Source organism: Thermocladium sp. ECH_B (assembly GCA_001516585.1).
GTDB lineage: Archaea > Thermoproteota > Thermoprotei > Thermoproteales > Thermocladiaceae > Thermocladium.
This window is the reverse complement of sequence record LOBW01000013.1, coordinates 21,654-33,661: the sequence shown is the minus strand read 5'-3', so window position 1 is coordinate 33,661 and position 12,008 is coordinate 21,654. Positions and strand designations below refer to the sequence as shown.

Below are 12,008 nucleotides of genomic sequence, written 5' to 3'. Positions count from 1 at the left end.
CGGTATGAGGGTGTTTGAGGTCATTGAGTATAATACTTCACGTATCTGTGCTTATCATGGTGTTGAGGTTGTGAGGGGGCCGAGGGGAGTAGTTAATTGCCCCTTGGGGCATAAGCTTCATTCCGACTTGAATGGCGCATTAAACATATTGAAGAAGGCTACAGGTATAGTAGTTTCAAGAGTGAGGAAGCCTCTCTCCTTTATCGTGGATCACAACAGAGTAGCGCCAATAATGGGGCGTAACCCTCTAGACCTCGGGGAGCCCTCGCCCTCAAGGCGGGGAGGAGGTCAGAGCCATCACTGAAGGGTTTAATTTGTGTAATGATTATAAGCGTTTTAAGATAAGCTTTATTAATAGAGAGGAGCGAGCAGCGCGTGGTTAAGGTATTACTGGATAATGTGACTAAGATTTTTGGGAAGGGCAAGAAGACCGTTGTTGCGTTGGATCACATAACTCTGGAAATAAAGTCCGAGGAATTCTTTGTGGTGCTGGGTCCCAGCGGCGGCGGTAAAACTACCACGCTTAGATTGATAGCCGGCCTGGAGGAGCCCACGGATGGAGATGTATGGATAGGAGATAAATTAGTGGCATCAGCCTCCAAGAAAATATTCATCCCCCCCAATAAGCGAGACGTCGGCATGGTATTCCAGAATTGGGCTCTTTATCCTCACATGAAGGCCTTCGATAACATAGCCTTCCCCCTCAAGATAAAGAAGGTGCCTCGGGAAACCATTAATCAAAAGGTAATGGAAGTAGCAAAAATGCTCGAGATAGATAAGGTACTGGATAGGTACCCAAGGCAACTATCGGGCGGCCAGCAGCAGAGGGTGGCGCTGGCGCGTGCATTGGTTAAGGAGCCTAAGGTCCTCCTGTTGGATGAGCCATTCAGTAATCTGGATGCAAGGCTGCGCGCAACCGCGCGTGCATTGGTTAAGGATATTCATAAGAAGTTTGGCATAACATCGATATTGGTTAGCCATGATCCAGCCGATATGTTAAGCCTAGCCGATAGGGCTGGCGTTATATTTAACGGCAAGATAAATCAAATAGGGGTCCCGATGGATCTATATGATAAGCCAGCCAATTTATCAATAGCTAACTTGGTTGGGGAGATAAATCTAATAGATGGAATAGTTCAAGATGGCGCATTCAAGGCCGGGGACCTATTGATTAAGCTGCCTTTCCCCATAGATATTAAGGCAGCGGTTCTAGGCGTGCGACCGGAGGACATGAATATTAGAAAAGACGAGTCAATTGCATCCGGTGAGACTCCCCTAGGATGGGGCATCGTCAAGATAAGCGAGTATGCGGGGGGAAAATTCACCATAGTGGTTGACATTGGGGGAAACACGTTAAGGATTTCAGCTTCCGCTCCCATTCCTAGAGATGAGAAGGTATTCGTCACTGCTTTATCCAGTAAGATAAAGGTATTTGATAAAAACGAACAACAAACCTCGCTCCTTCCAGGGGCTGGGTAAAGCTTAAAAAGGAGGACTATTTCCCTTTAATGTCCTCCCCTGGTCAATTTTTAGAGAATGGGGGGCGGGAGCCGACTTCTCCCGCAATACCGGGAGGAGGATCCGAGAGGCCGGCAACCGAGTAGCGCCCATAATGGGGCGTAACCCTCTAGACCTCGGGGAACCCTCGCCCTCAAGGCGGGGAGGAGGTCAGAAGGAGACCGGCATTAATGTTTTAAATAAATCATCCAAGCCCAGTTAAGTGGAGCTGGAGGAGTTGCCTAGAGTAATAGATGCATTATGCCGCCTGCCCAGGATAGGTTGGGTGAATAGGGGTATTTCTGATCCTGAAACCGTATGCAGCCACGCGCTCCTCACTGCTTACATAGCTATTAACCTAGCTAAGGCCTCCGGCCTAGACGCNGGAAAGGCCGCGCTACTTGCCTTGATTCACGATGTTGCGGAGCACAAGTTAGGCGACGTCGTTAGGGAGGTGAGGGAGATGGATATGGATTATTGGCGTGAATTAGAGCAGGGCGTAGCTAATGAATTAGGATTAGGCAAGGAATTCCAGGAGTACTCAGAGGGTATTAGTGGGGAGGCTCGTGTAGTTATGATCAGCGATAAATTAGCCACCCTTCTCCGGGCATGTCGATACAGGGAGCAGGGGGAGGATGTTGAATCATTGATTACTTACTACTCTAAGGCAGTTAAATCAATGCTTAGTTACTTAAATGGCGATGCGGCTGCCCAAGTTGAGGCAATAATCAATTCATGCCTGCATGCCTAACCACTGCCGGCATTTTGCGAAACAATTTTTATTTCACTATAAGGGAATTAGGCGGTGCAGACCTGCTCCATAATATTGAGCGGTGGATTATCTAGGCGATTCCAGGTGCCTGGGGAGCCATATCTAGATAAGGCGCTTTACTTAATTGATGGTAAGCCAATGATCAGTAGAGCATATGAGGCGGCGGTGGCGGTCTCCAATGATGTGGTGATCGCGATTAATGATTGGGTCAAGGCATCCATTTACGGCAATTTTTTGAGGGCTAGGTTCGTGATGGATGAGGAGCCTCGGGGACCCTTGGGCGGCATAGCGGCCGGCCTTAGGGCATGTGGGGGCGATGTGGCATTGATTCTGCCTAATGATATGCCCTACATAACTGGCAATGCATTGATGCATTTACTGGATGCAGTGAAGGATTCCGATGTAGCCACATTCATATTGCCTAATGGGGCCTTGGAGGCCGTTATGGCCATTAAGGTTCCCCCTGGCATTAAATTGATTGACTTGATGCGTAGATGGGGTCGAAGTAAGGTAACCGATATATATAGGGCATTACCCGTTGTCTCGCTGCTTAATGCGTCTAGGAGAGGTGTGGCGCGTCAATTAANTAATGTGAATAGTAGGGAAGACATCGTTCCCAGGGAGGCGGGAGATGATTTAGCTTCCGGCGATATATTGATGCGGCGGCGGTTTGATTTGGAATTAAGGGGACCGGATCTAGATAAGTCGCTATGGGGAACGCTTTCCTCGGGGGATCCATGGAGTGAAGCCAGGTTTTATGCCGAGAACGGCGCCTTATTTCTGGCTGCACATGCATTAATTGACTCCATTAATCCCAATGTTAAGGCTATGGGTAACATTATTCTGAGAAAGCTGAAGTCCCAATGACCTCATGGACGACAAGCCCCGCTCCTTAGGGCCGGAGGAGTAATAAGCCCCTTTAACCCTTGACTCCGCCGAAGCTGAATCCTCGTAGTAATCTGCCCATGACTATGTAGCTGAGCACCATGACTGGCAGGGCCACTATTAAGGCCGCTGAGGCGAGGAGGCCCCACTCCACTACTTGATTTCCTATCGCTAATGCGGCGAATATGGTGACTGTCTGGGCTCCTGTTGGTGGGAAATTGAATTGCCAAGGAGTCTCCGTCAACACGAGTGGGTAAAACAGTAGGTGCCAGTTAAAGATGAATGATAATATGAAGGATGCTGCCCAACTCCCCATAGTTATGGGCATTATTAGTCGGAATAATATGTAAGTCGATGATGCGCCCTCTATTTGAGCTATCTCCTCATAGACCTCCGGCACATCTTGATATATGTTGAACATGGTCCAAGCCACCATGGTTATGGTGAAGATGGGAGTCGCCATCATGAGTATCCACCAAGTATTAATTAGGCCGGCATTCGATGCAAATATGAATAATGGAAAAATGAAGCTAGTGGCCGGAAGCGAGTATAGATAGATAGAGAGAAGCAGTGTTCCATATGATCGACGCTTAGCCATTATGTACGACGCTGCGCCGGCGAGAACCGTGGATATGCTTGCGGCGACTAGCCCCACCGCTATGCTGGTCACTATATACGGAATCGATTGCCCCAGCGCCTCCATGAAGTAATTAAGCGTGACATGCGTTGGGTAAAGCAGGGGAGGCGACCTGAAGTCTAGGGAATCAGGCCTAAACGCTATCAGGAACATCCAATAGACCGGCGCAATTAGGAAAATCAGTATGATAGCTGAAACCACCCAAAGAGCCCCGTGAAAAACCTTATCCGGCACCTTAATGCTCGGCAGCTTCACCCAACTCCTCTCTCCCCGTAGAACCAGTAGTAGAAGTATAGCGGGTATAGTTGCCATTAGGGTCAGCACCGCGGCCAGCACTTCTCCCCCGGAGAAGTTGCCCATGAAGAACATCATTAGGTAAACGAGGAGCGGGAGAGTGGTGGATGAGTAACCAGGTCCTCCCTGGGTTAATATGAAGGGCGTATCGAAGTTTCCTATGGAGAGAACCAGAGTTATGAGGAACGCCGTTAAAATGCTCTTGAATGAGTAGGGAATCACTATTTGGGAGTAGTATTGGGATAGCGTGGCTCCATCCACCATTGATATCTCCCTCAATTCCTTATTAACCGACTTAAAACCCGACAATATTATCAAGTACGCGAAGGAGATGGAGCTCCATATGCCCACAATCACTACCCCCCAAATCGATAATTGAGGAACAGTTATCATATCTATGGGGCTCAGCCTAAACAGTGAAAACACGTAATATGCTAAGCCGTACCTAGCGTCGAACACCGTTCTCCAGACCAGGGTGGAGGCGGTGAATGGTATTGTGAACGGCAACAATATTAGGAGTGAAAGGGGAGTTTGCCACTTATCGGGTAAACTATCCACTCTCACCGCTAGGATTAACGCCATGAGGACTGCGAACACCGCTACTGATAATGAGAATATAATAGTATTAGTCAATGCTTGATTAAATACGTCGAGGGGAAGGCCCCGCAGAGCCGTCTTTAAATCAACCCCAACTAGGTAGAATGTTGCCAACATCGGCACTAAACCAAACCCCACTATGTAAATGATGTACGGCCATAGCCAGTAACTCTTCATTGTGAGGACACCGGAAAAAATAATGTTTTAATGTTTTATTATGGCTTTTGAATCAGCGGCAGGCCCCGTATGTCTGCACTAAGTCGTTTGCCCATGATTGGGCTGCTTGCTGCAGAGCTGCCTGCGCGCTCTCGGTTCCCATTAAGTAATTATATACTTGCGAATTGAATTGAGGTATCAGCTCCGTGTATGTTATTGGTATATTCGGTGGATTAGCCCATGCATTTAATGCTGCCTTATATATGCCTCCTATTATCAACCTATCATGAATGGATATACTGCTATTAGATAGGAGCGCCGCTATGGCTGTCTTAGATACTGGGAACTTATGGTACAGGAGGTAAGCCTCCTCCTGCATTTGAGGCGATACTAGGAAGGCCAGGAACTCGGCGGCTGCCTGCTGGTGAAGAGAGTACTTGCTGATCCCCAGGAAGTCAGTGCCTGTCTCGGCGTAGCCGCCTGGAAGCGGGGCAACCAGAGTCTCATTATAGACGGATGGGGATAGGTACGATAATTGAGTGCTGAATAGGAATGCACCAGGGGCTCCAGACTCATATAGGTTAGGTAAATTATCATACTCAACCACGGTCACGTTGGGCGATGGCTCGTAGGAAACCAATTGCTTATATACCTCTAGAGCCTGTAATCCGCTGGTTGAGTTGAATGATGGCAACGGATAAGAGCATCCCGGCGCTGGTTTACCTGTGAACATTATGTTGAAGTTCGGGAGTCCACCTATATTGCCTTGATTCAATGTTGAGTTCCTTGCATAGAACCATCCATAAACCGCTGGGTAGGCATCTATTATGCCGTGCGCCGCGTGATCATCTATTAATATGCCCATCTTGGTTATTCCATTGCTAACGAGGAATTTATCGACATCTAGAACAGTGGTCCAGTTTTGCCATGTTTGTGGATTAAACTCGACGCCGTACTCGCTATAGAATTGATTCGCCAGAGCCGAGTTATTAAATAAAGTCGCATTATACGCTAATAAGTAAACCGCGGTTTCATAGACTATGCCTATATACTCCTCTTGGCCGGTGGTGGTATTGTAATAGATGCCGCCGAAGTTTTCTTGAGGCGATATTAAATCGCTCATATTGAACATGCTTAGATACGGTGCTAAATTAACCAGATAAGGCGCAACCCTTAGCGCTGATGTTGACGTAAAGCCCAGTATATCGTATTGACTGGAGTGTGCCTCCATTGCTGTTAATTCGACAGTTATATAATTGCTGAATGGTTCTTGAATCACTTTTACATATATGTTGGGGTGAAGCTTATGGAACTCATTGCCGGCGTATTGAATGAATTGCGCCGATTGCCCAGAGAAGGTAATTATGGTTAATGTTATGTTCTGGGATGAAGATGCGACTGGGGATGTAGTCGAGGATGCGCTCGTAGTGGGTGATACGGTAGTTACGTGAGTGGTCGAGGTCATCATGTAATATATGCCTATGGCGATGGCTATTATAACCACCGCCGCTACTACGGCCATTAACGTACGATTTACTCCTCTCATGTTTAACGCCCGTGTATATCCGGTTTAAATTCTTAATTTCAGTATAAAACGTATACTATATATTTATAGGTATATTATGGTAATAGATCTAAGCTGCCGGTGGGGAAAGGGAATATTTCCATTTATCGCGGAGCCTCAATGGGTGTCGCATGAATGGATTAAATCGAGTCACCGCTAGTGGGATTCATGTATTATCGCTATTGAATTTGCGATATAGTCCATAAATGCCTATGCCCTTCACGACATCGCCAATAATGGGCACTATCACTAACTTCGTCGATATGAGCACCAATAGTATGGATGCCACGAATATGGTCATCCCCGTTATGAATATATTTGTCCAGGAATTACTTATCTCCCTGAAGTCCAACCTTAATAAGAGACCCGTTGCCTCCTCTATTATGTAGGCAAGGAAGAGCATTATTATGCCTAGGAAATCATGCATTGAACCCATTATTATGCCGATAAATGCAAATATGAATGCAAGGGGAGTCGCGTATCTTATGAATTTTCCAGCGTGGGCAACAGCTCTTGAGTAGCCATAGTAGGCCGGAAACCCTAATATTAACAAACCTATTAATAGGATTATGTAGGGCCAATGAAATATGCCGTACACCCCCACAAAGTAAATTGAGAATAATGCGATCGCTATTAATGCCGCGGCAACAATGCTTACGAGGAGGGCTAGGTTCATATGGTCTCTATCATTCATGGGTTTAATGTTGCGCCTCTATTTATTAAATTTTTAATTATCAACCAGAAAATCATTTTCAAGGCCATCAATAATTAATGAGGATCTGCGAAGAAATGCTTAAGGAGACTTTTTGTTTTGTACGCTAATGATACCGATAACTCTCAAGAAGCTGCTTAGAATCATTAAGGCGCGTACGAGAAGCATAATTCTATATTCCATAATGCTATTTCTCGCAGTATTATTCATAGGTGCCTTGATCATATATTTAGTGGAGCACGGGCATAATCTTGGCATTAAGAATTACTTCGATGCGCTTTGGTTCATAATGGAGACAATAACCACGGTGGGGTACGGCGACATAGTGCCGGCGACTACCATGGGGAGAGTGGTGGACATGATTATAATGCCCCTTGGCATATCCATAATAAGCATCCTAACTGCATCAATAGCCAGCGCGATTATGAACAGCACCATGATGCATGCCTCCGGTCTCGGCGCATTCTCCCGTAAGAATCACTTATTGATAGTTGGGTGGAATGAGAGGGTGCCCAAATTAATATACTCAATCAAGGCCGCCATGGATCAAACCGGTAATTTCCTAGATATAGTACTTATCTCCAATCAGGAAAAGCCGCCTCTTCCTGGAGNTGTTATCTATATAAGAGGCAATCCATTTATTGAGCAAGACCTAATTAGGGCTGGCGCCGATAGTGCCCGCACCATAATAGTGGTGCCCCTTGACTTCAAGGATCCCGCCTCCTCCGATGCTAAAGTCACATTGATCACAATGATAATTAAGCAATTAAATCCAGGCGCATACATAATATCGGAGGTCTTGGATGAGAGTAATGTAAGTCATGTGAAGCGAGCCGGTGCCAACGCGGTCATATCGAGCGGATCATTATCCACAATGGCTATTGCGAGGGAAGCCATATATGGCGGCATCATCGATGCAGTAATGGAATTATTGATGCCGAGCAATCATGGAGAGGTAATCACCATATCGTCTAGCGACTTCGTTGGGGTCTCGTTTTTAGAGGCCATGACGAGGTTAAAGTCCTCCCTGAATTATATATTAATAGGTATTAATCGTGGCGGGAGCCCCATAATTAATCCGCCGGGCAGCATGTTAATAGAGAGGGGCGATGGCTTGATAGTTATTAGGGGCTTTAAGGATCGGTGAACAGTACTTAGCGACGCAATGCTTTAAAAGGGTAATAAGTAGGAGAGAGTGGATAGCATATGGCGTCTACACAGGAAGCTACAATATTGGTTGGAAAGAAACCAACCACTAACTACGTAATAGCTACGGTAATGCAGTTCAACCAGGGCAGCAAGAGGGTTACCCTGAAGGCTAGGGGCGGAGCAATTGCCAGGGCGGTCTCCGCCGCAATAATGGTGAGGGACAGGTTCCTCCAGGGGCAAGTCGATATAAAGGAGACAAGGATATCCAGTGATAGGGTTCAGGGACAAGGCGGGAAAGACAGGAATGTCGCTGCAATAGAGATAGTCCTCGAGAAGAAGCAGTAAGGGAAATAAAAAATAAAGATAAAAGGCCATACAGCGTTTGTTTTGCCTTCCATGATCCTCTCTAGGTTGATGCTCCTTATTAGGAAAAGTACGGTTTCTCCTCAAGAATCCCCGAAAATATTGATACTTGACGATTCTCCTTAATTTCTTGAGGAATTGATTCTAGGTTAGATTCAGTAATTTTGTGCTTCTTGGTTTGCCACATATGCCTCACATTTAAAAATAAGGCATGGATTGAATATTGATGTTTAACTTAGTTGTATCCACCGGAAGGAGAACTGAGGGTTACTGCATGAATGAGTTAAAGAAGATAGGTGATTTATTGGGGATAGATGTTAGGGTTCAATTCACCGGCTTTGATGGCTTATTGACTGCTCTAGTCAGCGGGGATCCCTTTAATTACGTTAGGGGCATTAAGAGCCTCATCAATAATAATAAGTACTTACCCAAATTCACGCTTAAAGTGGTTCCAGTGCAGGTGGTTGTTGATACTGAGATAGATAAGATAAGGGATGCCGCCCTTGAATTGGCATCGCTTAATATAGGAGAGAACGAGTCATTCAAGATAGAGGTCAGGAAGCGTGGCGTAGACATTAGGCGGGCCCATATAATAGATGCAATAGCGCCTAAGGTTGGTAGAAAAGTTAACCTGGATTCGCCCAATAAGATAATTAATATAGAGGTATTCCCAAGCGAGACAGGAATATCTATTCTAACCAATGATGATGTATTCAGCCTATTAAAGAGCGGATTCGAGTGGCAACCAGAGTATTACTGATGAGAAGCTCGCCTCCTCTCTATTAAGGACGCCAAGTAAAGCAGTGGCGCAGTGAGGGATAACCAATATAACATGCTTGGTTCACTATATATTATTAAGGTCATCTCCTCGCCTCCTCCAATACTTATGGAGTATTGTTCTTGTCCTATTATGACGAGTGGATAGGATGATAATGACGATAATCGAGTTCCCAGGGAACTATTGCCCAATAATGGAACTAGGTGCGGCATTACTATTGCTAGGACTAGGTACACTATTACTGGGTCCAGCACATATAGTATCGGTAGCCAAAACATGGTGGAGTAATTCCTTGCCTCGCCCCTCTTCACCAGCATATATGAGTAGATGAGCAGCACCGTTATTACGTATAGACCGAAGCCAATTAGAATTATGGTGATGAGGCTCGATATGATGAGGGGTTTGCCGAGGAGCGTTATATATAAATAGAACGGTGAATCCTTGATCACCGCTAGATCGCTGATGCCGTAGACCCACCAGTAATGGGGAGGAATCAATAAGGAGATGGCGATTATGATAATTGAATCAATATAATACAAAAGCGTTAATGGATGCCTCACCCCCAATCACCCTAGCTTAAGCACCGTGGTCTCGGTTATATTTACCCCCAGGAAACCCATAATTAAGGTAATATTGCATCCAGGCCCAATCATGCATTGATAGGCCCCCGCCCCATTTATTACATTAATTACAACCGATGAGGAACCCGGCATCACGACCACGGGCCTAGCCAGCCTAAAGTAATTGCCCCGTGCATCATAAATTGTTATGTTGAAGTCATATGAATTAATAATGGTTAAATTAATGGTTTTTCCAATCGATTTATTGCTATAAACAAGTATATGAGGTTCAATTGATACTCCGCCGCTCGTTAATGACGTTAATTGATTAAGGCCCAGGGAAGGATGGCTTACCCAAAGCATTACTGCTAGAAATAAAGCAAATACAAGCAATCCAAATAATTTAGCTGAATCCACGTACTGCTAATCATGAGGACCCTAATCAACTTATCGTTAAAATGCCGCTCCACCCTAAGGCTGGTTTCCTCAACTGGATGCGGCGTCATCGTCTCTTATAGGAATGAGGGATTAAATGAATCCCTCCGCTATTAATTTATCGAGGAATCTCCGCATTATTGCTCTTCCGCTCATTAGTCGAGGAATCGCCATGGATATAACTAGGAGCGTTATGGAGGCCATGATTGCAATTATTCCCAAGCTGGGGCTTGCTATATAGATTAGGGGTGGAATCAAGTAGGCCCCGGCCACCAACATGGCAACTATGCCTATCAAGAAGCCGAGCACGTTGACTCGAGGAACATACTCCTCTAATCCAATGAATCTATTCTGTCTTATGCCGATCCATGGCCCTATTATGAGTGAAATCGCCGCTATCGCGGGCATCATGGATACCATGGATACCATTAAGAGCAAGGCAAGGGAGGAACCAGTGACTAGATATATGGCTAGGTACGCAGCTGCCCAGGGGGAAGCCAGTATTAAGCCCACGATAGATCTACTCATCATCCTTAGCCTAAAGTAACTAGTGCAATTCATTGCCATGCATGACAGCCAAAGCCGCTCCCCACTTAGTCCTGAGAGAGCTATGGAGAATGCAAATATTCCAATATAGAACTCGGGGAACCATAAAATGAATCCATTATGCAATTGCGCATAGCCTAAGTACATCACCATGATTGTATAGGTAATTGCTGAAACAGCGGATATGGGTAAGCCAAGCATTAATGCATTAACTCTCTGCAGCCTATATGTGGATGAGGCGCCTGCACTCANCCTAAGTTGGAGTGATGCAGATAATAATGATGATTTAAGCATGGCGCCCAGAGGACCTAAGCCGGCGAAGCCTATTGATGAGGAGAATGGCTTCCCCTCGCTTCGCTTCCGCATGCCTCTAAATGCATTATTAATGGATAAGCTATATATATTAACATAAATGCTCTTCATGGATCTCTTCAGCAACGCAGCGGTGAAGAGGAGGATAACGAGGATTAAGGCCAAGTAATAGGGATTGGGCTTCATGATCATATAAACAATGTTTAGCTGTGGATAAATTAAACTAGTCACCGCGGCATAAAGCGCATACATGATGAGAGTTATCATCATTGTGCGTCCACCCCGTAACCCAAGGAGGAGGGAGGCAATGGATAGTATTAGTCCCATGGCTATTGCCTCCACCAAGTACTCCGCCAATGCATAGACTTGGCCAGCTATCGCCTCCACCATTGGATACCAGTAAGTCATTACAAGTATTATGGATACATCGGTTATCGCGGCAACCGTTATCTTGGCGATCATTATATCAATTGGATCTATGGGCGCCGTCAAGACGAAGTCAGCCTCCGCTTTGCTGAACATGGAGATGGATGGAAATAAGTAAAACACGAGGAATAAGGATATGTAAAGGACGTACTCGCTCGGTAATTCCATGTTGACTCCCCGTAAATGGCTAAGGCCAACTAGGTAGGATAGGGAGAGGAAGAACATAGAGAAACCCATCACTAGAATAACTAGCAGCAATCCGCCCCTAGTGTATCGTTCCTTAAGCGATACTTTAATGATCTTTGAAATTATTCCAGCATCCATT

Annotated in this window: 13 protein-coding genes; 7 read left to right on the top strand and 6 right to left on the bottom strand. The window is 45.6% G+C overall.

Annotated features, from left to right (window positions below; all coding sequences use genetic code 11):
• Positions 1-4: 4 nt before the first annotated feature.
• The 4 genes from AT710_02895 to AT710_02880 all read left to right on the top strand — a co-directional run bounded on the left by AT710_02895 (position 5) and on the right by AT710_02880 (position 3,136).
• Positions 5-304 (top strand): hypothetical protein, encoded by a 300-nt coding sequence (locus AT710_02895; protein ID KUO92590.1) that lies wholly within the window; start codon positions 5-7, stop codon positions 302-304.
• Between the two features lie 71 nt (positions 305-375).
• On the top strand, positions 376-1,479 hold the full coding sequence (locus AT710_02890; GenBank protein KUO92589.1) for a hypothetical protein: 1,104 nt from the start codon (positions 376-378) through the stop codon (positions 1,477-1,479).
• A gap of 241 nt (positions 1,480-1,720) precedes the next feature.
• Complete coding sequence (locus AT710_02885; GenBank protein KUO92588.1) at positions 1,721-2,248, top strand: hypothetical protein; 528 nt, start codon at positions 1,721-1,723, stop codon at positions 2,246-2,248.
• A gap of 54 nt (positions 2,249-2,302) precedes the next feature.
• Entirely contained in the window at positions 2,303-3,136 is an 834-nt protein-coding gene (locus tag AT710_02880; protein KUO92587.1) for a hypothetical protein, read from the top strand.
• A 52-nt stretch (positions 3,137-3,188) separates the two neighbouring features.
• On the opposite strand, the gene AT710_02875 is transcribed toward AT710_02880, so the two are convergent.
• The 3 genes from AT710_02875 to AT710_02865 form a co-directional block, all read right to left on the bottom strand.
• A complete protein-coding gene (locus tag AT710_02875; protein KUO92586.1) occupies positions 3,189-4,859 on the bottom strand; it encodes an ABC transporter permease in 1,671 nt (556 codons plus the stop codon).
• A gap of 52 nt (positions 4,860-4,911) precedes the next feature.
• Positions 4,912-6,384, bottom strand: coding sequence for a sugar ABC transporter substrate-binding protein (locus AT710_02870; GenBank protein ID KUO92585.1), 1,473 nt, complete (start codon positions 6,382-6,384; stop codon positions 4,912-4,914).
• Between the two features lie 184 nt (positions 6,385-6,568).
• Entirely contained in the window at positions 6,569-7,096 is a 528-nt protein-coding gene (locus AT710_02865; protein KUO92584.1) for a hypothetical protein, read from the bottom strand.
• A 127-nt stretch (positions 7,097-7,223) separates the two neighbouring features.
• Between AT710_02865 and AT710_02860 the strand changes: the two genes are divergently transcribed.
• From AT710_02860 to AT710_02850, 3 genes are all read left to right on the top strand, one after another.
• Positions 7,224-8,261: a hypothetical protein gene (locus AT710_02860; protein ID KUO92583.1), complete on the top strand. Its 1,038-nt coding sequence runs from the start codon at positions 7,224-7,226 to the stop codon at positions 8,259-8,261.
• A 59-nt stretch (positions 8,262-8,320) separates the two neighbouring features.
• Positions 8,321-8,608: a DNA-binding protein gene (locus tag AT710_02855; protein ID KUO92582.1), complete on the top strand. Its 288-nt coding sequence runs from the start codon at positions 8,321-8,323 to the stop codon at positions 8,606-8,608.
• 241 nt (positions 8,609-8,849) lie between these two features.
• The gene (locus tag AT710_02850) at positions 8,850-9,386 is read left to right on the top strand and encodes an RNA-binding protein (protein KUO92581.1); all 537 of its coding nucleotides are present in this window, start codon (positions 8,850-8,852) and stop codon (positions 9,384-9,386) included.
• Here AT710_02850 and AT710_02845 read toward each other — a convergent pair.
• The 3 genes from AT710_02845 to AT710_02835 all read right to left on the bottom strand — a co-directional run bounded on the left by AT710_02845 (position 9,380) and on the right by AT710_02835 (position 12,007).
• Positions 9,380-9,970: a hypothetical protein gene (locus AT710_02845; GenBank protein KUO92580.1), complete on the bottom strand. Its 591-nt coding sequence runs from the start codon at positions 9,968-9,970 to the stop codon at positions 9,380-9,382. The genes AT710_02850 and AT710_02845 overlap by 7 nt on opposite strands.
• Entirely contained in the window at positions 9,971-10,327 is a 357-nt protein-coding gene (locus AT710_02840; GenBank protein KUO92579.1) for a hypothetical protein, read from the bottom strand.
• Between the two features lie 165 nt (positions 10,328-10,492).
• Positions 10,493-12,007, bottom strand: a complete 1,515-nt coding sequence (locus AT710_02835; protein KUO92578.1) for a hypothetical protein — start codon at positions 12,005-12,007, stop codon at positions 10,493-10,495.
• Position 12,008: the final 1 nt, after the last annotated feature.

What these genes read in the sequence shown, in the direction of transcription:
- AT710_02840 (KUO92579.1), bottom strand. Translation starts at nt 10,327, where the DNA reads ATGCTTTGGGTAAGCCATCCTTCCCTGGGCCTTAATCAATTAACGTCA.
- AT710_02870 (KUO92585.1), bottom strand. Translation starts at nt 6,384, where the DNA reads ATGAGAGGAGTAAATCGTACGTTAATGGCCGTAGTAGCGGCGGTGGTT.
- AT710_02875 (KUO92586.1), bottom strand. Translation starts at nt 4,859, where the DNA reads ATGAAGAGTTACTGGCTATGGCCGTACATCATTTACATAGTGGGGTTT.
- AT710_02865 (KUO92584.1), bottom strand. Translation starts at nt 7,096, where the DNA reads ATGAATGATAGAGACCATATGAACCTAGCCCTCCTCGTAAGCATTGTT.
- AT710_02855 (KUO92582.1), top strand. Translation starts at nt 8,321, where the DNA reads ATGGCGTCTACACAGGAAGCTACAATATTGGTTGGAAAGAAACCAACC.
- AT710_02895 (KUO92590.1), top strand. Translation starts at nt 5, where the DNA reads ATGAGGGTGTTTGAGGTCATTGAGTATAATACTTCACGTATCTGTGCT.